Source organism: Streptomyces caelestis (assembly GCF_001279005.1).
Taxonomy (GTDB): domain Bacteria; phylum Actinomycetota; class Actinomycetes; order Streptomycetales; family Streptomycetaceae; genus Streptomyces; species Streptomyces heliomycini.
The window spans coordinates 47,113-65,638 of the sequence record NZ_LGCN01000210.1 but is presented as its reverse complement, the minus strand read 5'-3'; the positions used below and the strand labels follow the sequence as shown (position 1 = coordinate 65,638).

Annotated in this window: 15 protein-coding genes and 1 pseudogene; 10 read left to right on the top strand and 6 right to left on the bottom strand. The window is 72.1% G+C overall.

The annotated features are described in order from the left end of the window. The first annotated feature begins 105 nt into the window (after nucleotides 1-105). From ADK41_RS23560 to ADK41_RS23545, 4 genes are read left to right on the top strand one after another with little or no spacing between them, the layout of a single operon-like run. A complete protein-coding gene (locus ADK41_RS23560; RefSeq protein ID WP_078661723.1) occupies nucleotides 106-1,299 on the top strand; it encodes a tyrosine-type recombinase/integrase in 1,194 nt (397 codons plus the stop codon). After that, entirely contained in the window at nucleotides 1,289-3,538 is a 2,250-nt protein-coding gene (locus tag ADK41_RS23555; protein ID WP_078661722.1) for a tyrosine-type recombinase/integrase, read from the top strand. Before ADK41_RS23560 ends, ADK41_RS23555 begins: the two co-directional genes overlap by 11 nt. Continuing rightward, complete coding sequence (locus ADK41_RS23550) at nucleotides 3,535-3,942, top strand: DUF6262 family protein (RefSeq protein WP_037803053.1); 408 nt, start codon at nucleotides 3,535-3,537, stop codon at nucleotides 3,940-3,942. The genes ADK41_RS23555 and ADK41_RS23550 overlap by 4 nt, the downstream gene beginning before the upstream one ends. Nucleotides 3,943-3,994: 52 nt before the next feature. Further along, nucleotides 3,995-5,137, top strand: a complete 1,143-nt coding sequence (locus ADK41_RS23545) for a DUF6183 family protein (protein WP_030817827.1) — start codon at nucleotides 3,995-3,997, stop codon at nucleotides 5,135-5,137. 19 nt (nucleotides 5,138-5,156) lie between these two features. On the opposite strand, the gene ADK41_RS23540 is transcribed toward ADK41_RS23545, so the two are convergent. Both ADK41_RS23540 and ADK41_RS23535 read right to left on the bottom strand, forming a co-directional pair. Continuing rightward, nucleotides 5,157-5,810, bottom strand: coding sequence for a hypothetical protein (locus ADK41_RS23540; protein WP_030817825.1), 654 nt, complete (start codon nucleotides 5,808-5,810; stop codon nucleotides 5,157-5,159). Nucleotides 5,811-5,893: 83 nt separating this feature from the next. Then, nucleotides 5,894-6,274, bottom strand: a pseudogene (locus tag ADK41_RS23535) (hypothetical protein); the annotation flags it as partial. 410 nt (nucleotides 6,275-6,684) lie between these two features. Here ADK41_RS23535 and ADK41_RS23530 point away from each other — a divergent pair. After that, nucleotides 6,685-7,347, top strand: coding sequence for an HAD-IA family hydrolase (locus ADK41_RS23530; protein WP_030817821.1), 663 nt, complete (start codon nucleotides 6,685-6,687; stop codon nucleotides 7,345-7,347). Nucleotides 7,348-7,553: 206 nt separating this feature from the next. Here ADK41_RS23530 and ADK41_RS23525 read toward each other — a convergent pair whose 3' ends face one another. Next, the gene (locus tag ADK41_RS23525) at nucleotides 7,554-8,648 is read right to left on the bottom strand and encodes a peptidoglycan-binding domain-containing protein (RefSeq protein ID WP_030817819.1); all 1,095 of its coding nucleotides are present in this window, start codon (nucleotides 8,646-8,648) and stop codon (nucleotides 7,554-7,556) included. 161 nt (nucleotides 8,649-8,809) lie between these two features. Here ADK41_RS23525 and ADK41_RS23520 point away from each other — a divergent pair, with 161 nt between their 5' ends. The 3 genes from ADK41_RS23520 (at nucleotide 8,810) to ADK41_RS38375 (ending at nucleotide 12,919) form a co-directional block, all read left to right on the top strand. After that, nucleotides 8,810-10,900 (top strand): MDR family MFS transporter, encoded by a 2,091-nt coding sequence (locus tag ADK41_RS23520; protein WP_030817817.1) that lies wholly within the window; start codon nucleotides 8,810-8,812, stop codon nucleotides 10,898-10,900. A gap of 633 nt (nucleotides 10,901-11,533) precedes the next feature. Beyond that, entirely contained in the window at nucleotides 11,534-12,196 is a 663-nt protein-coding gene (locus tag ADK41_RS23515; RefSeq protein ID WP_030817815.1) for a hypothetical protein, read from the top strand. A gap of 3 nt (nucleotides 12,197-12,199) precedes the next feature. Next, nucleotides 12,200-12,919 (top strand): hypothetical protein, encoded by a 720-nt coding sequence (locus tag ADK41_RS38375; RefSeq protein ID WP_030817813.1) that lies wholly within the window; start codon nucleotides 12,200-12,202, stop codon nucleotides 12,917-12,919. On the opposite strand, the gene ADK41_RS23505 is transcribed toward ADK41_RS38375, so the two are convergent. Next, nucleotides 12,908-13,339, bottom strand: coding sequence for a DUF1992 domain-containing protein (locus tag ADK41_RS23505; RefSeq protein ID WP_030817811.1), 432 nt, complete (start codon nucleotides 13,337-13,339; stop codon nucleotides 12,908-12,910). The genes ADK41_RS38375 and ADK41_RS23505 overlap by 12 nt on opposite strands. A gap of 101 nt (nucleotides 13,340-13,440) precedes the next feature. Between ADK41_RS23505 and ADK41_RS23500 the strand changes: the two genes are divergently transcribed. Next, nucleotides 13,441-13,833, top strand: coding sequence for an FHA domain-containing protein (locus ADK41_RS23500; RefSeq protein ID WP_030817809.1), 393 nt, complete (start codon nucleotides 13,441-13,443; stop codon nucleotides 13,831-13,833). Between the two features lie 11 nt (nucleotides 13,834-13,844). On the opposite strand, the gene ADK41_RS23495 is transcribed toward ADK41_RS23500, so the two are convergent. Beyond that, on the bottom strand, nucleotides 13,845-14,522 hold the full coding sequence (locus ADK41_RS23495) for an O-methyltransferase (protein ID WP_030817807.1): 678 nt from the start codon (nucleotides 14,520-14,522) through the stop codon (nucleotides 13,845-13,847). A 78-nt stretch (nucleotides 14,523-14,600) separates the two neighbouring features. After that, nucleotides 14,601-16,016: a glycine betaine/L-proline transporter ProP gene (gene proP / locus ADK41_RS23490; RefSeq protein WP_030817804.1), complete on the bottom strand. Its 1,416-nt coding sequence runs from the start codon at nucleotides 16,014-16,016 to the stop codon at nucleotides 14,601-14,603. Between the two features lie 389 nt (nucleotides 16,017-16,405). Between proP and ADK41_RS23485 the strand changes: the two genes are divergently transcribed. Further along, nucleotides 16,406-18,448, top strand: a complete 2,043-nt coding sequence (locus ADK41_RS23485; RefSeq protein WP_030817802.1) for a bifunctional glycosyltransferase 87/phosphatase PAP2 family protein — start codon at nucleotides 16,406-16,408, stop codon at nucleotides 18,446-18,448. Nucleotides 18,449-18,526: the final 78 nt, after the last annotated feature.

The window sequence follows — 18,526 nt, the reverse complement described above, 5'->3', positions numbered from 1 at the left end:
ACCTTGTTTTTGGTGTCGCTGACGTCTGTGACGTGGTGTGGTGGGCCGTGTCTTCTCTGTGAGCGGTGCGTTATCCGGTACAGCGGCAAGGTGCCGCTGACAGCGATGACAGATGGGGTGGCGGTGGCACGTACGCAGCGGGTGGTCACGGGGGAAGGCGTGACGTGGACGGTCATCGGTGAGGACTACCGTGTCGCGGAGCCGGTCGAGCAGTACCTGGAGTACCTGAGATCGAGGGACTGCTCGCCCAACACCCTCAAGAGCTACGCGCGAGGTCTCGCCCTGTGGTGGACGTTTCTGGAGCGTCGAGCGCAGGCGTGGGACGCGATCGGAGTCACTGAACTCGGCACCTTTGCCGGGCAGTTGCGTCGCGGGAGCGTGGCTGGGGACGTGGTGCCGCTCCACGAGGGCGCGAAGGCGGCCGACGCGACCGTGGCGAGCCGGGCCCGCGCGGTCATGGGCTTCTACCGCTATCACGCAGCTCGCGGGGTCGAGGTCGCGGGACGGCTGTACGAGACGGTGAAGGCCCGGCCGGGAAGCTACCTGCCGTTCCTCGAGCACGTGGCGCGCAGGACCGGACGCCGTTCGAGCGTCGTCAAGATCCGTGTACGGGCGAAACCGGCGCCGGTGCTGCTGCCCGACCAGATGTCAGCGCTCCGTGAAGTGGAAGCATCCTGGGACGCGGCGGGCGCGGTCTGGTCGGGCGAGCTGCGGTACCGCTTGCTGTGGACCCTGCTGGAGGAGACCGGGCTGCGGCTCGGCGAGGCCCTCGGTCTGCGGCACCGCGACTGGAAGACCGGTACGGGTACGACCGCGCAGGTCGAGGTCGTCCATCGTGAGGACCACCCGCACGGCCTGCGGGCCAAGAGTGGCTACCGCCGCGTCTTCATCGGCTCCGCCTTGGACCGCCTGTACGGCGACTGGGTCTGGGCCCTGTGCGAGGCCGGCGCCGATGTCGAGCTGGACGACTGGGACGACGCGTACATCTTCTGCAACCTGCACCGCGGACGCCGGTTCGCGCCGCTGCGGGCGGAGAGCGTCTACAAGCACCTGGCCGCGCGGAAGCAGCACGTCCCCGGTCTGCCGCCCGGCATGACCCCGCACTGGTACCGGCACACCCACGCCACGGCCCTGCTGCTGTCCGGCGTGCCGATGCACGTGGTCAGCCGGCGACTCGGCCACGCGGACGTCCAGACCACGATCAACACGTACGCCCACGTGACCGAGGACGCCGAGCTGCGCGCGTGCGCGGACTGGCAGAGGATCACGCAAGCCTGGGGGAGCCGCCATGAAGGCTGAGCCGACCGTCCATGCCGTAGCCGACGCAGCGACGGTTCCGGCACCACGCACTCCGGAACGCAAGCGGCAGGACAAACGCGATCCGCGCCTGTCCGTGGCCCGGCTCTTCAGCGAGGAGAAGGCGAGACGGCTGTGGGACAGCCTGCCGGAGGAGCACCGGCAGGACCACTTTGACTCGACCAACATGCCCACGGACTACCTCCACGCGTTCAGCAAGCGGACGATCGACAAGAAGCGCGGCTGGTTCACTCAGTCGCTGAGCCTGCGGGGGTTGCCTGAGCCCATGCTGTGGGAGCTGGCGTGGTGCGTGCACCAGCAGGTCGCCGACGGATACGGCATCAACACCACACGGATGGGAGAGCTGCGGCGCGGACTCCTCCTTGCGGTCGAGCACGGCAGCCCGGCCGCGCGAGCAGCAATCTCGCTCATGGCCCTGACACACGGGGAGTGGGGGCGAGAGGTCCGCGGCGCGTTGATGCGCACGAACGCCTCGGTCAACGCCTACCTGCCGACGTGGGTCGAGAACGGCTTGAAGCATCTCCAGGACCGTCTCGCCCACGCCTATCACGACGGCGAATGGTGGCGTCTGAACGTCTGGAACCCGGCCTTGGACCGGCGCATCCCCCAGAGGGAACACGAACCCCACGGTCGTGCGGTCGCCAACTTCAGCCAGCTGACCACGGACTGGTTCCGCGAGGCCGCGAAATGGTGGCTGTCGGTGCAGCTTTCGACGGAGCGTTACGTGTGGTCGTCGGTGAAGAGCCGGCTGGACCACCTGAAGTGGTTCCAGTGGTACATCGATCAGGCAGGGTGTGCTGGGCCTCAACTGGTGGACTCGCCCGAGAAGCTGCGGCCATGGCTGCGCGGATTCGTGGACTCGCTCAACAATCACACCGCGATGACCGGGCCGAACAGGGGCGGCAGGCTCGCGAAGAACAGCCGCAGGGGCCCGCTGGTGACCATCGAGGCGTTCTACCGCTGGATGTACGACAACAGTGCCGAGGCCGCCTCCGTACTCGGCGACGCGCGATGGACCAGGCTCGGCCTCCAGCACACCGTGCTGTTCCGTCTGGAGGACAAGCCGCGCCTCACCAACCAGCCACCGGACGACATGGCCCTGGAGGACGAGGTGATCAGCAAGATCGCCGCAGGTTCCGGAGTGCTCGCGGCCCCCAAGGCCGAAGGCGGACTCGAAGACCGGCAGGCCTTCCACGCGCTCATGCTGCTGATTAGGACAGGCCGACGCATGAACGAGGTCCTGATGATGGACTTCGAACCGCTATTGCCACTCCTGACGACAGGCCCGCAGCCGGGGAAGGAGCCGGACGGTTTCGTGGCCCGGCTCGCCTACCAGCAGACGAAGATCACCGGTGGCGATCCGCCGACGATCCCGGTCGACCAGGAGATCGTCGACATCATCCGCCGCCAGCAGGAATGGGCCCGCGAGTTCATCACCGCCCAGGGTGCCCCGGCGGGAACGGACCCGCGCTACCTCTTCCTGCAGACCAAGAACAACCGGCTCGGCAAGAGGCCCTACGCCTCGGCGACCTTCCACAGCCGACTCGGCGCGCTGACCAAGATCCTGGCGATCACCGACAGCGTCGGCCGCCCCGTCAAGATCTCCAAAACCCACACCTTCCGGCACACACGGGCGACCGACCTGATCAACGCCGGGGTCCCGATCCACGTCGTCATGCGCTACCTGGGACACGTCACCCCGGCCATGACCATGCACTACGCCAAGACCCTGGCAATGACGGCCGAGCGCGAATTCCTCCGCTACAAGAAGGTCACGGCCGACGGCCGGACCGCCGAGGTGGACCCGAGCGACCTCTACGACCTCCTCCACCTCGACCAGCGCGCCGACCGCGTACTGCCCAACGGCTGGTGCATGCTCCCGCCCAGACAGGTCTGCTCCAAGGGAAACGCCTGCCTGACCTGCGACAAGTTCGTCACCGACGCCAGCCACCGCGACGAACTCCAGCATCAGCTCGCCCAGACCGAAGCACTGATCGACCGCCGCCAGGCGCAGTTCACCGCCCGCCACGGCGAGCCGATGAGCGAGGACAACATCTGGCTCGCCGGCCGCCTCGCCGAAACCAGCGCCCTGACGAAGGTCCTCGTCGCCCTGGACCAGGTCAGCGTCCACGAGGACGGCCACCTCCGGGCGGTTCGCGGCGCAGGCACGGCCGACCGCCCTGAGCCGTCATCCACTGCCCAGCAACAGGAGCCGACATGACGCCCATGCCCGAGCACCTCCGCCAGGCCACCCGCGCCCGCACCCAGGAAGCCGAGAAGCGGGCCCGCACCGCCCTCACCGAACTGGTCAAGGCGGGCAAGCCCGTCAGCTTCACCGCAGTGGCCCGCCAGGCCGGAGTGAGTACCGACTTTCTCTACCGGAGCCCGGAACTGCGTACCCGGATCGAGCGACACCGTGCCAAAGGGGGGCCCGTTCCGGCAGCGCCCGCAGATCCGACGGGCGACTCTTCGACCTCGGCCGCGGTGAGGGCACTGAGTGCCCGCCTCGCGCGGCAGCAGCAGACTCACCGTGAGGAGGTGGCGAGGCTCCGCAAGGCCCTCGAAGTCGCGCAGGGCGAGAATCTCGCCCTGCGCAGGCGCCTGGCCCGTTACGAGACCGACTGAGGCCGCAGAAATGGGCATGTCCCTCCGACCAGCCTTCCCTTAGGCTCACCGCGTGAGCGACCGGATACAGAAGATCGTGACGAGGCTGCCCGACCTGAAGAGGGTCACCGAGGTGTGGGACACGGCCGAGCACAGGCTCGCCCAAGGCGATGTCGCGTTCGTGGCCGATCTCGGCATTGCCCTGGCCGACCGATACGGTTCCTCCGCCGCTCGGATCTGGCAGTACCGCAGTGTTTTCGACCGTCTTCTTCGCCTGCTGACCATGGCTCCAGGTCCCGGACACGCCGAGCAGGCGGTGCGGCTCGTGTCTGCTGCCTCGCCCGACAACCGGAAGCTGGTCCGCTACGCGGCTTCACTGCTCGCCGAGGGGCAGACCCCACACGACCTGACCTTCGTCTTCGCAGGTGGCAGCTCACGTGCCGCAGCTTCGGAGGAGCTTCGGGCCTGCCTCGTCCACGAGATGGTGCTCAGGGGCGTCATGATCGCGGAGTCGCCGGCGATCGAGGCGTGGGCGACATCACCGCACTGGCGTCATCATCCGCTCGCCTGGATGCCGCTGGAACTTTCCGTGATCGAGGAGAAGCCGCCCCTGCCGAGTTACTCAGTGGGTGGGGGCAGCTACTCGATGCCTTACGGGCCCCAGGACGGCCCTGGTGTCACGCTGGGTAGCGTCACGCACCTGCCGCAAGTGACCGATACAACGACGGAAGAATTCAGCGAAGCCGCCGCTGCAGCGGTGGCCAACTGGACAGAGGAGTCCAACGGTCGAAGCGAGGCCGGAATGTACGACCTGGCTGAGCCGGTCGAGCCGGAGGGCCTTCCCGACCTGTTGGTGACGCTGGGTCTGGAGTGCCTGAGCAGGGTGAGTCCGCGCAAACGCCTCGCCCTCTCCTCCTGCCGAGCGGAACACGCCTGGCGCATGCTTTTCGCGGCGGCATCGACCGGCGGTGCGTACAACAACGGCGAGTACGGCGCTTACGGGCGACTGGCCGCATGGCGTTCCGTCGCTGCCCTGTCCGGAGTACCCACGGCAGCACCGGTCAGCGAGGTGGAAGAAAACGCCCAGGCGTGCGGCTGGTACAGCTTCGGGGCCGCCACGAAGTGGTTCGAGCGCGTGGCCTGGGACATAGGGCTGGTCTCCGTCGCCCCCGGGGCTCGGCGAATGGCAGTCCTGGCCGCCACGGACACGGACTGATCCCGAGGAGGAGCTTGGCTCACCCTCCAGTCCCCCGGGCTTTGTCGTGTGGATCAGCTCGGTCATCTTCAGCAGGAGGCGGAAGTATGCAAACGCCTGGGGGGAAGGTCCACGGATAGCCCAGTTGGGAAACGTGCCGACGTAGCTTCGGCAGGCACTTCATGATGACGTCCTGCCGACCGATGTCAAGATCCCCGTCATGCGCGAGGTACGTGGAGACGCAGTCGGCCAGCCACGTGTCCAGCTCGGTCAGGTCTGCCTTGCTACCGGCTGGAACGTCGGGAAAGGGGGACCGGCAGTGGGCGACCCAAAGCCGTCCGACCTCGCCGAGCATCGCCTGCTTCCCGTCGGGACCGGGCCATCTCCACCCGAGCAGATATCGCACCTCCGCCTGGCGCGGAGCCCTCTGGTGCCGGGCCTTGTCGGTGCGGCGGCGATCTGCGAACGACTCCACCTCCCTCAGCCACACCGTGCGGCTGGCCTCCAGCTTCTCCAGGGCGTGAAGCAGTGCCGTCTCATCGTTCCTGAGGTCACCCGCCGTCCTCAGGTATGACCACGTTCCGTGGAATCCGAGTGGGCAGTAGCAGCCCACTGCGTCCCTCAGAGCTCTGTAGCGCCTGCCGAAAGGGAGATCGCGGTCACGAACGCGCCTGGCATACACGCGGATGCTCATGCGCTGATCATCTCGCAGCTGCCGATTGTCGACGGTATGACGCTTACGTTTTGAACTGCAAAAACACTGATTTAAATCGTCGCAGCTACGGATACGAGATGGTCGATGTCGACGTCGGAGGCGGCGGACCAGGTGGCGCCGTCGTACGGGGAGTACCAGCTGCCGCTGGTGGCGGCGCAGGAGGAGTCGGTGACGACGCCCGAGCCGTCGCGCTTGAGGACGGTCTCGCGGGTGTTGCAGGAGCCGGACTGCGTGATCCAGTGCGGGAAGAGGTCGCGGTCGTAGCCGGTGCGGTTCTCGGCGGCGACCGTGAGGGTGGCCAGGTAGCCGCGGGCGGTGGCGGCGCTGACCGGGGTGGGCAGGGCGGCGGAGGCGGCCGGGCCGTTGAACAGGCCGACGGAGGCTATGAGTCCGGTGAACGCCGCGACTGTGCTGAGCCGTCGACGCGCGTAGAACTTCGACATGTGAACTCCCTTGTGGGATGGGGTCGTTGGCGTACGGGCAGGGGAATGCTCGCCACGCCGCGTTGCCGGGAGGGGTGGATCCGGTAAGAAGTTAATGACGTGTTCATGACACGTCTATGGTTCGGGTGTGAAGTTTCCGCGCGCGACGGCCGGCGCGGGCCTCGCGCACCCTGGGCGGTGCGGGAGGGGGAGGCGGTCGCCGGGTGACGCCCCGCCGCCCGGGCCCCCCGCGGCGGCGACGGGCCGAAGCGTCGGTGAACGGTCGGTGAAGGAGGTGGCGGGATGCCGGGTTCGTTTTGTACCGTGGATGAACAAAGTGGCTCCCGTCCGTTTCCCCTGACCGGCGGGCGGGGTCACTCTGTCCCCGGGTCACCGCCCGAAGCCCTCACCTCCGCGCCTTGGAGCTGCCGATGACGGCCACCGCCGTGCTCACCGCCCGCGCCCTCCTGCTGGACATGGACGGCACCCTCGTCAACTCGGACGCCTCCGTCGAACGCGTCTGGCGGCGCTGGGCCCACCGGAACGGGCTCAACGGCGACGAGGTCATGAAGGTCGTGCACGGGCGCCAGGGATACGCGTCGATGGCCCTGCTGCTGCCCGACCGCCCGATGGAGCAGAACCACGCCGACAACGCCCGCATGCTCGCCGAGGAGACCGCGGACACCGACGGCGTCGTCGAGGTGCCGGGCGCCCGCGCGTTCCTCGCCTCCCTGAAGGGGCTGCCGCACGCGCTCGTGACCTCCGCCGACGTCGCCCTGTCGACGGCGCGGATGGCCGCCGCCGGGCTGGAGCTGCCCGACGTGCGGGTGACGGCGGAGTCCGTCGGTGCGAGCAAGCCCCACCCCGAGGGCTTCCTGAAGGGCGCGGCGGAACTGGGCGTCGACCCGGCCGACTGCGTGGTCTTCGAGGACTCCGGCGCGGGCGTCGCCGCGGGCAGGGCGGCCGGGATGCGGGTCGTGGGCATCGGTCCCCGGGCCGGCTTCCACGACCCGGACGTGCTCGTGCGGGACCTGACCCAGGTGCGGGTGGAGGCCGCGGCCGACGGCGTGATCCGGCTGCACATCACGGAGTAGCCCGCGGCGGCCCCGGTCCGTACGCCTCCCGGACGCCCGGCGCCGCGGCCCGCGTCGGCCCGGTCCGCCGTGGCCGCGGTGCGGCCCGGGGCGGGGCGCCCGGCCGGTCGCGGCCTGCTCGGGCCCCGGGTCCGGGGGCCTTGGGGGAGCCCCGGAAGGGCCGGCCGGCCCGGGACGCGATCCCCGGGCCTCGGGCCGGGGGCGTCTCAGGGCTCCCGGGTCTCCGCCTCCAGGCGGGCCCGCGTCTCCGGGCCGTACACGCCCAGCTCGGCCTGAAGGCCCTGGGACCACTGGTAGTTGCGCAGGGCGTCCTCCACCCGGCGGTTGAACTGGCCGTTGACCTCGTCGTTGTAGAGCCACTTCTCCTTCAGGCGGAGCTGGAGTTCGACGACCTCCGAGCCGCGGTCGCCGCGGCGCAGCACCGGGCCGCCGGTGGCGTCGCCGTCCGCCTCCTCCGTGTCCTCGGCGGGGTCGGCCGGCGCCGTGGCCGTCGGGGTCGAGGACGGTTCGGCGGACTCCGACGGGCTCGCCGAGGCGGTGGACGCCGACGGCGACGGTGAGGCCGACGCGCTCGCGCTCGCCGACGGGGACTTCGACGGGGAGGCGGACGACGCCGGGCGGGCGGAGGACACGCCGGCCGTCGGCTCCGGGGCGGGCGCGGCGGACGACGCGTCCGGGACGCTCGCCCTGACCTCCTCCGGCGCCGCGCCGTCCCGGGACGGCGTCTCGTAGGAGAACACCCCGCTCGCCCACCCCGCCGCCCCCACCACGGCGACCACGGCCCCGGCCACCGCGAACAGCGCCCCACGGCGGCGTCGGCGCGGCGGGGCCCCGTCGGCCTCGTCGGCGCCGGCCGGGCCGGGCGCGGCGGGGACGGCCGCGAGGGGCTGCGTGGCGTCGAACAGATGGAGATCGGTGGCGCTCGGCCGGGCCGTCCCGGGGGCCAGCGGCGTCGGGAGGACGGACGTCGCGTCCGCCGCGCCGGGCGCCTCCTCCGGCGGGACGGCGCGCAGGACCATGGTCTCGTCGGCCGCCCCCGGGGCGCCGGGCTCCTGCGCGGGCGTCCTCGGGGCGCCGGCGGCCTCCGCGGCCCCGTCCGGCGTACCCGGGCCGGTCCCGCCGTCCAGCTCGACGTACGGCCGTATGCGCAGCGGATCGAAGTCCTCCGCGGCGGCGGCCTCCGCCGTACGGGCGTCGCGGAGGGCGTCGGACGCACGCAGGGTGCAGGCGCACGACGGCGTGTTGTCGCTGTTCCTGGGCGCACCGCACTCCGGGCACGGGTGCCCGTTCGGTTGTTCCACGTGTTCGTCCCTCCCCTCGCGAACTCCAGAGATTATGCAGATCTTCTTCACGGCTCCGTCCGCGCGCCCCCGGAATCTGGACTTCCGGAAGGACTCAACAGGCCATAACGGGTCACACCGATCACGATGGATGGGGGAACCAGCATCCTGTGGAGGACTTCATGGCCGGGGACGCGCACCGCACGGCGCCGAGGGCGGGCAACACGGGGCCGGCGCCCGGCGCCGGACCGCCCGACCGTGACGCCGGAGGCCGGGAGCACGTGTCCGGGAACGTCATGGTCTCGATCGGCGCCCTGCTGCTCGGTCTGCTGCTCGCCGCCCTCGACCAGACCATCGTCGCCACCGCGCTGCCCACCATCGTCAGTGACCTGGGCGGTCTGGAGCACCTGTCCTGGGTGGTCACCGCGTACCTGCTGGCCTCGACCGCCGCGACCCCGCTGTGGGGCAAGCTCGGCGACCAGTACGGGCGAAAGAGGCTCTTCCAGACCGCCATCGTGATCTTCCTGGTGGGCTCCGCGCTGTGCGGCGCGGCGCAGGACATGCCCCAGCTGATCGCGTTCCGCGCGCTCCAGGGACTGGGCGGCGGCGGGCTGATCGTGCTGTCGATGGCGATCGTCGGCGACCTCGTGCCGCCCCGCGAACGCGGCCGCTACCAGGGCCTGTTCGGGGCGGTGTTCGGCACGACGAGCGTCCTCGGGCCGCTGCTCGGCGGACTGTTCACCGAGCACCTGAGCTGGCGCTGGGTGTTCTACGTCAACCTGCCCGTCGGGATCGTCGCGCTCGCCGTGATCGCGGCGGTGCTGCACATCCCGCGCCGGCGGACCAAGCACGTCATCGACTACCTCGGCACCTTCCTCATCGCCTCCGTCGCCACCTGCCTGGTCCTGGTCGCCTCCCTCGGCGGCACCACCTGGGACTGGGCCTCGCCGCAGATCATCGGGCTCGCGGTGCTCGGCGCGCTGCTCGCCGTGGCCTTCGTGGCGGTGGAGCGGCGGGCCGCCGAGCCGGTGCTGCCGCTGAAGCTGTTCCGGGTGCGCACCTTCACGCTCTCCGCCGTGATCAGCTTCATCATCGGCTTCGCCATGTTCGGCGCGATGACCTACCTGCCGACCTTCCTCCAGGTGGTCCACGACATCACCCCGACCATGTCCGGCGTGCACATGCTGCCGATGGTGGCCGGCATGCTGCTGTCCTCCACCGGCTCCGGACAGATCGTCAGCCGCACCGGCCGCTGGAAGGTGTTCCCGATCGCGGGCACCGCCGTCACCACCCTCGGACTGCTGCTGCTCCACCAGCTCGACGCGCGCAGCTCCACCGCCGTGATGAGCCTGTTCTTCTTCGTCTTCGGCCTCGGACTCGGCCTGGTGATGCAGGTCCTGGTGCTGATCGTGCAGAACGCCGTCCCCTACGAGGACCTCGGCGTCGCCACCTCCGGCGCGACCTTCTTCCGCTCCATCGGCGCCTCGTTCGGCGTCGCCATCTTCGGCACGATCTTCGCGAGCCGCCTCGGCCAGGAGCTCACCGACGCCTTCCGGGGGCAGCGGCTCCCGCCCGGCGTCTCCGCCGACTCCCTGAAGGCCGACCCGCGCGGCATCGCCGGTCTGCCGCCGGCCCTGCGCCCGCCGGCGCTCGACGCGTACGCCACCGCCATCACCGACGTCTTCCTGTACGCCGTACCCGTCGCCCTCCTCGGTTTCGCGCTGGCCTGGTTCCTCAAGGAGGACCGGCTGCGCGCCTCGGTCACCGCGCCCGACGTCACCGAGACGCTCGCCAGCAACCCCGTGGAGCGGTCCTCGTACGACGAGGTGTGCCGCGCGCTGTCGGTGCTCGGCACCCGCGAGGGCCGCCGCGAGATCTACCGGAAGATCACCGACCGCGCGGGCTACGACCTGCTGCCCGCGACGAGCTGGCTGCTGCTGCGCATCAGGAAACACGGCTCGGTGGAACCGGCCCGGCTCGCCGAACGCAGCCCGATCCCGCTGAACGTCGTCCTCGAGGCCGCCCGCCAGGCCGAGATCCGGCACCTCGCCGTGCGCCAGGGTCTCGACATGGTGCTCACCGGTGAGGGACGCGAGGTGACGGAGCGGCTGGCGCGGGCCCGCGAGGAGTCGCTGGCCGAGCTGCTCGGCGACTGGTGGGGGCCGGACCGCCCGACCGACCTGGTGCGGCTGGTGCACGAACTGAACGAGGAGCTGTGCGGCTCCCGGAGCGAACGCCCGCACGACGAACGCTCCGTGGCGCGGGCCGGCTGACGCGCGCCCCTCGGCCCGGCCCCTCGGCGAACCGGTGCCCGGCGTACGGGCCGGCGTCGCGCGCTCCGGTCTCCGCGTGGCCGGGCCGGGCGTACGGCACCCGGGTCCCGGCGAGGCCCCGCGGGTGTCCAGGACCGTCCGGGCGGCGCCCGAGGCGCGGGCCGCGTCCTCGGCGGCCCGCCCGGCAGCGCCGCACCACCCCTGCCGCGCACGCCCTCGTACGGGAACACCAGGGTCGGTTCGGCGGGTGAGCCGGCCGGCAGCCGGACGCCCGCGCCGCCGGCCGGCTCACCCGCGTACCGCGCGACCGGCGGCAGGCCCTCCGGCGGCGCGAGGCCGGTCCCCGGCACGGCGGCGATCTCCCGCTCCGGCTCCCCGGGATCGGTCCGCCGCCCCTCGTGCCACGGGTACCGGTGGTCGCCGGCCTCCGTGCGGTACGCCCGCCGCAGCGCGACGGCGACGGGGGAGTCGTACGGTTCCGGGGCCACGGTCCAGGCCGTGCCCGCCGTGCGAGCGGCCGGGCCATGGCGGACCGTGACGGTCCCGAACTGTTTGTGCGCGAACCTTCGGGCAACCCGGAAGACGAACCGGCTCGCGAGGAGTGCCGGTTGGGCCGATAACCGGAAGGCATCCATGTCCACTGGCCTGATCATTGCGTTGATCGTGATCGTCGCGGTCGCCGTCGTCGCGGCCGTACTGATGTCGCGCGCCCGCGGCCCGCGGCACGGCGCCGGTCTGAAGCGGCGCTTCGGACCCGAGTACGACCGTGCCGTCGCCCGGCACGACGGGGACACCAAGGCCGCCGAGCGGGAGCTCGCCGAGCGCGTGGAGCGCCACGGCGACCTGCGCGTGCGGTCGTTGGAGCCCGCCGAGCGGGAGGGGTACGAGGCGCGCTGGACGGCGGTCCAGGAGCGGTTCGTCGACGCGCCGCGGGACGCGGTCGCCGAGGCGGACCGGCTGATCGCCGAACTCGCCGCCGCGCGGGGCTTCCCCGCCGACGGGCACTACGAGGACCAGCTCGCCGCGCTGTCCGTGCACCACGCCCACCACGTCGAGGGCTACCGGCGCGTGCACCGGGTGGCGCAGGCCGGCGCGCACGACGCCGGCGCGGGCACCGAGGAGATGCGCGAGGCCCTCGTCGGGGCCCGCGCGCTGTTCGAGGAACTGGTGGGGCCGTCCCGGCACGAGGCCGGACGCCACCACACCGGTGCGGAAGCCGGCCGTACGTCCCCGGCCGCCGGCCGCGGCCACCACACGCCGTCGTTGTTCCACCGGCACCAGACGAAGGAGAGCTGAGCGATGACCGACGCGACCCGACGTCCCGGCGACGTCCCGCCCGTCGAGGGGCACCGCACCACTCCCGGCGTCCGGAGCGACGCCCCGGACCCGGGCGCCCGCGGCTCCGGCACCCGTGAGGAGGCCGGCCGCATCACCCCGGCCCCCGACGGCGAGAGCCCGTCGGCCGCCGCGCACCCGCGGCCCGTCGCCACCGCCCCCGCCGGCACACACCACGAGGGTGACCGGGCCCCCTTCGGCACCGGTACGCATCACGACGGCGACCGGGTCTCCGCCGGCACCGGCTCTCATCATGAGGGTGACCGGGCCCCCTTCGGCACCGGTACGCATCACGACGGCGACCGGGTCTCCGCCGGCACCGGTTCTCATCATGAGGGTGACCGGGCCCCCTTCGGCACCGGTACGCATCACGACGGTGACCGGTCCTCCGGCGCCCGCCTCCTCCGGCTCGACGACACCGACAAGCTCACGGCGCAGTTGCAGCACGCCGTGGCCGGGTTCGTCGACGCGCCGCGGGACGCCGTGCAGGAGGCCGACCGCGCGCTGCAGGAGCTCACCGAGCGCTTCACGGAGGCGGTGACCGAGCGGCGCCGCACCCTGCGGCGGTCCTGGCAGGACAACGGGACCGACGAGGGCAAGACCACGTCGGCCACCGACACCGAGCAACTGCGGCTCGCCCTGCGGGACTACCGCGAGCTGGCGGAACGGCTGCTACACGCCTGAGCCGTCCGACCCGCCCGCCGCCGCCCGGCGCTCCCGCCACAGCCGTACGACGTCCTCGACGTCGTACGGCTTCTTGCCCAGCGGGGGGCCGGGCGGCGGCTTGAACATCATGTCGCTGATCTTCGCGTTGATCTCCGTGAGGATCTTCCGCACGATCCGCTCCGAGGGCGCCGCGAGGGCCGCCTCCAGGGCGTCCTCGGCCTCCTTGCGCAGGGCCAGCGTCGGCGGCAGCACCGAGAAGCCCTCGCGGGCCATCTTCCGCTTGACCCACCACAGTTCGTCGTAGGTGGTCTCGACCTCACGGGGGAGCGGCTTGCCCGCCCCCGCCAGCTGCTCGAACTCGCCGCGGGACTCGGCATCACGGATCTGCTTGTCGACCCAGGACTCGAAGTCGACGCCGGGTGGCTTTCGCTCGGTCATGAGGCCATTGTGCCGGACGCCGTGGAGCCGGGCGTTTTATCATTCGGCGGCAGCCGGGCCGGGCCTCTCCGGTCCGCCAGGACGTCTCAGGAGGAGCCCTCGTGCTCGAACTCACGATGGCCGCGGTGTCCGCGGCGGAAGCGGGCGCCACGGCCGGCATGCTCATGGCCGACGCGCCCAGCGAGCCGGGCGCCGTGCTGCGGGTGGGCCGGGACGCGTCCCTGTGCCGGCTCTCGACGCCGGACGACTGGCTGTTCGTCTCGCGGGTCCACCTGGAGTTCCAGTGCGCGCAGGACGGCTCCTGGCAGCTGACCTGGCTGCGCGGCTCCCTGCCCGAGCCGTCCTCCGAGGTGCGGCTGGCCGTCGGCGAGTACGCCCAGCCGGTCGCCTACGGCGGCACCGTGGGACTGCCCCGGGGCGGCAGCGGCGAGGTCGTCATCCAGGACCGCGCCGCCCCGCGCAGCGTCAACGTGGGCTTCTACCACGAGGTCTGAGCCCCGCGGCGTCAGGCCAGCACCCGGGCCAGCGCGAAGCCGTCGTAGTCCTTGGCGCCGACCGTCTGGAGCGCCGTGCCGCTCAGCCGGGGGTGGCTGCCGATCAGGTCGAGGGCGGCGCGGGTGCCCAGCACGTCGGGGTCGGTGTTGTCCGGATCGGCCACCCGGCCGCCGCGCACCACGTTGTCGAGGACGATCAGGCTGCCCGTGCTGGTCAGCCTGAGCGCCCACTCCACGTAACGCGGGTTGTTCGCCTTGTCGGCGTCGATGAAGACCAGGTCGAACGGGGGCGGGTTCTCGTCGGCCAGCTCGGGCAGCGAGTCCAGCGCCGCGCCCACCCGCACCTCGACCTGCCGGTCGAGGCCCGCGCGGGCGATGTTGCGGACGGCGACCTCGGCGTGCCCGGGGTCGTGCTCCAGGGAGATCAGCCGCCCGTCGGCGGGGAGGGCGCGGCCCAGCCAGATGGTGCTGTAGCCGCCGAGCGTGCCGATCTCCAGGATGTGCCTGGCGCCCTGCACCTGGGCGAGGAGCTGGAGCAGCTTGCCCTGCAGGGGCGAGACGGCGATCGGCGGGAGGCCGGCGGCGTCGCTGTCGCGCAGGGCGGCGGCCAGGGAGTCGTCGGGGACGTCGGACAGGAGGCGGCCGGTGAGGTAGTCGTCCACCTCGTGCCAGAGCTGCGACTCGGCCATGTGCCTGTCCCTTCCGTACGAGGGGTCAGCCAGTCTCCCTGGCGCCGCTGAAGAAGATACGCCGTGCCCCCGTCCCCGTCAGGCGTTCTCCCGGTGTGTCCCGTCCGTCCCGGCCTCCAGCGACGGCGCCGAACCCGGCAGCGGGCGGCCCGCCGACTCGGCCATGCGCCACACCGCGAAACCGCCGATCACGGCCGCCGCCATCATGTAGTAGGCGGGCATCATCATGTTGCCGGTCGCACCGATCAGGGCCGTCACCACCAGCGGGGTGGTGCCGCCGAACAGGGACACCGAGACGTTGAAGCCGATCGACAGCGAGCCGTAGCGCACCCGGGTCGGGAACAGCGCGGGCAGCGCGGACGGCATGGCGGCGGTGAAGCAGACGAGGAGCAGCCCGAGCGCGCCCAGGCCGGCGGCGACCGCGAGCAGACCGCCGTCGCGGATCAGCAGCAGCGCGGGCACCGACAGCACCAGGAACCCGGCGCAGCCGGCCGCGATCACCGGACGGCGGCCGACCCGGTCGGTCAGCGCGCCGGCGAACGGCTGGACGATCATCATCAGCACCATCACGCCGAGCACGACGACCAGGCCGTGCGTGGCGTCGTAGCCCAGCTCGCTGGTGAGGTAGCTCGGCATGTACGACAGCAGCATGTAGTCGGTGACGTTGAAGACCAGCACCAGGCCCACGCAGAGCAGCAGCGCGCGCCACTGGCCGGTGACCATCTCCCGCAGCGGCACCTTCGGCCGCTCGTTCTCGGCCTTGGCGACCTCCGCCGCGAACGCCGGGGTCTCCTCCAGGCGCATCCGCAGGTAGAGGCCGATGATGCCCATCGGGCCCGCGATCAGGAACGGGACGCGCCAGCCCCAGGACAGCAGGTCCTCCGACGACAGCAGCGCGGTCATCAGGGTGACCAGGCCCGCGCCGCCGATGTATCCGGCGAGGGTGCCGAACTCCAGCCAGCTGCCGAGGAAGCCGCGCCGCTTGTCGGGGGCGTACTCGGCGATGAAGGTGGACGCGCCGGCGTACTCGCCGCCGGTGGAGAAGCCCTGCACCAGACGGGCCGCCAGCAGCAGGATCGGGGCGCCCACGCCGATCGCGGCGTAGGACGGGATGAGGCCGATGGCGAAGGTGCCCGCCGCCATCATGATCATCGTGAGGGCGAGGACCTTCTGCCGCCCCACGCGGTCGCCGAGCGGGCCGAAGACCATGCCGCCGAGCGGGCGGACCAGGAAGGCCGCGGCGAAGGCGCCGAACGTGGACAGCAACTGGGCGGTGGGGTTGCCCGAGGGGAAGAAGACCTTGCCCAGCGTGACCGCGATGTAGCTGTAGACACCGAAGTCGAACCATTCCATCGCGTTGCCGAGCGCCGCCGCCTTCACGGCGCGCCGGACGAGCGCGGGGTCGGTGACGGTGGGGGCGGAGGCGGGTGCGGCGCCGGACTTCGACGAGACCTTCCGCGTGGACGGGGGAGCGGTGACCGTGGCGGTGGCCAAGACTTCGCTCGCCTACCTTTCGACGGGAACAGGGACGGGTCCGCGCGGCGGCGCTGTCGGGCGGGCCGAAGAAAACGACGATAGGCGCCGTTGGTGCCGTTACGGGCGGTACGGATTTAGGTGCGCAGTGCATCTAAATGGCGGGTGTACAGGCACGCGGCACTGTCTCGGAGGGCTTCGGCCGACTGTCCGGTGTGACCCTTCTCGCCTCCCTTGCGGGTAACGGGGATCCGCTCTTTCCCTCGCCATTCGGGCAAAAGCCGTAGGGCCGTCGGGTGGGGCGGGAGTCGCTCGTGCTCCGCCCGGAGGGGCGCGGGCCTCATGATGCTCACCGAGAGGGATCATGCTGTTACACGGCGTGAGGTGAGCGGGGCAGGAGGCCGACGAGGGTGAGGAACGCGGACCGCGGCGGACGGCCGACGGAGGCCTGTGGGGCGGTGGCCGCCGACGGCCCCCGGGCGCGGCTGCGCGTGGCGCGCCTCGGGCTCTGGACGCTCGCCGCCGTCCTCGCCGTACGACAGGTCACCGCCGTCCTCACCGCTTCACCCGGGGAACGGCTGACCGATCCGGAGACCTGGGTGGGCCCCGCGGGAGTGCTGTACGGCAGTGGCTCCCTCCGCGACTTCGGCGAGTACACCGGCACCCCCTTCGGCGGGCTCGTCCTCGGACCCTTCACCCGCCCCGCCGAACAGACCCTCGGCTGGGGCTGGATCCTCGGCACCCTGCTGCTGGTCGTCGCCCTCGGACTGGTCGCCGCCCGCGCCCTGCCCCGGCCGGTCGGCCGCCGCACCGCGGTCCTCGCCGGGCCCGTCGCCGTCAGCCTGCTCCTGCTGTCCCTGCCGGTGCGCGACGCCCTCCGGCCCGGCCGGACCGGCCTCGTCCCGGTCCTGCTCGTCCTGCTGGGCTGCTTCGTCGTCCGCGGGCGGCGCGTCGGCGGCGTACTGATCGGCGTCGCCGCCGCCCTCCAGCCCACCCTCCTCCTCTTCGTGCCGCTGCTGTGGGGCGCCGGCCGCCGCCGGACCGCCGCCGCCACGGGCGTCACCTTCGCCGCGGCCACCGCGCTCGCCCGGGCCGCGACGCCGCACGACTCCCGCACCCACTGGGTGCACCACCTGGCGGGCAGCGGCCCCGCCGACGCCCTCGCCGACCACTCCCTGCACGGCGCCCTGCTGCGCCTCGGTCTCGAGGGCCCGCCGGAGACCGGCCTCTTCCTGCTGCTCGGCGCCGCGGTCGTGACCCTCGCCCTGCGCCGCGCCGTCCGCTACGCCCACGACGGCCAGCTCCTGCTCGCGGTCGCCGTCACCGGCTGCGCCGCCATCGCCGTCTCCCCCGCCGCAGGGCGGCACCAGCTGCTGTGGGTGCTGCTCGCCGCCGTCGGCCGGGTGGGCGGACACGCCCGCGACCGCCCGGTGTGGCCCGTCGCCGCCGTCCTGGTGATGACGCTGCCGGCGACGACGACGCTGCCGAACGTGGCGTTCCTGTACCCGCTGCGCGACAACGTCGTCCTCCTGGCCGCCCTGGCCGCCGCCACCGCGCTCCCCTTCCTCCCCCGCAGCTCGCCGTACTTCCGCACGCCGATCCCGACCCGGTACGCCCCGCCCGTCCCGGCCCGCTTCGCGTCCGTCCCGCTGCCGCCGTGGCCGCGCCGGGTGCTCATCCGCCCGAACCTCCTGCTCGAGCTCCTGCTGATCCGCGTCACCTACGCCGCGTACACCCAGGTCCGCCTCGCCGCGACCGGCGGCAGCAACGCGGCGGGCCGCGTCCGCGCCGAGGAACACGGGCAGCGGATCCTCGACCTCGAACGCCTGCTCCACCTGGACGTCGAGCGCGCCGTCAACCACGGCGTGGCGAGGATCGGCTGGCTGCGGGAGTCCTTCGACTTCTACTACCTGTCGTTCCACTTCGCCGTCCCGCTGACCGTGCTGGGCCTGCTGTACTGGCGCCGTCCCGTCGACTACCGCTGGGCCCGCTCGGCCCTCGGCCTCACCACCCTCCTCGCCCTGGTCGGCTTCTGGCTCTACCCGCTCGCCCCGCCCCGCCTCATGCCGGGCCTCGGCATCATCGACACGGTCCACGGCGTGCAGGACTTCTCCCGGCCCGACTACGGCACGCTCACCCACCTCACCAACCAGTACGCGGCGATGCCGTCGCTGCACTTCGGCTGGTCCCTGTGGTGCGGGCTGGTGATCGCGGTCATCGCGCCGAAGGCGTGGATGAAGGCGCTGGGCCTGCTGCACCCCCTGTGCACGGCCGCCACGATCGTCGCCACCGGCAACCACTGGGTCCTGGACGCGGCCGGCGGCGCACTCGTCGTCGGCGCCGGCTTCGGCCTGACGTACCTGCTCCAGGGCCCGCGCGCCCGTACGGCCGTGGCCGCCGCCGAGATCGACAGTGAGCCGTCGACGCCGGTGAAGGGCCGTACTCCGAGCTGAGCCGGTACCCGCCGGGCGCGGACACGGTGAGCCGGGTGAATCCGCCGTGGCGGCTCGGACAGTTGCCGTCGTCGCTGC

Bases quoted from the DNA above. Each gene is read 5' to 3' on its own strand.
- ADK41_RS23560 (WP_078661723.1), top strand. From the start codon at position 106: ATGACAGATGGGGTGGCGGTGGCACGTACGCAGCGGGTGGTCACGGGG.
- ADK41_RS23555 (WP_078661722.1), top strand. From the start codon at position 1,289: ATGAAGGCTGAGCCGACCGTCCATGCCGTAGCCGACGCAGCGACGGTT.
- ADK41_RS23550 (WP_037803053.1), top strand. From the start codon at position 3,535: ATGACGCCCATGCCCGAGCACCTCCGCCAGGCCACCCGCGCCCGCACC.
- ADK41_RS23540 (WP_030817825.1), bottom strand. From the start codon at position 5,810: ATGAGCATCCGCGTGTATGCCAGGCGCGTTCGTGACCGCGATCTCCCT.
- ADK41_RS23530 (WP_030817821.1), top strand. From the start codon at position 6,685: ATGACGGCCACCGCCGTGCTCACCGCCCGCGCCCTCCTGCTGGACATG.
- ADK41_RS23520 (WP_030817817.1), top strand. From the start codon at position 8,810: ATGGCCGGGGACGCGCACCGCACGGCGCCGAGGGCGGGCAACACGGGG.
- ADK41_RS23515 (WP_030817815.1), top strand. From the start codon at position 11,534: ATGTCCACTGGCCTGATCATTGCGTTGATCGTGATCGTCGCGGTCGCC.
- ADK41_RS38375 (WP_030817813.1), top strand. From the start codon at position 12,200: ATGACCGACGCGACCCGACGTCCCGGCGACGTCCCGCCCGTCGAGGGG.
- ADK41_RS23505 (WP_030817811.1), bottom strand. From the start codon at position 13,339: ATGACCGAGCGAAAGCCACCCGGCGTCGACTTCGAGTCCTGGGTCGAC.
- ADK41_RS23495 (WP_030817807.1), bottom strand. From the start codon at position 14,522: ATGGCCGAGTCGCAGCTCTGGCACGAGGTGGACGACTACCTCACCGGC.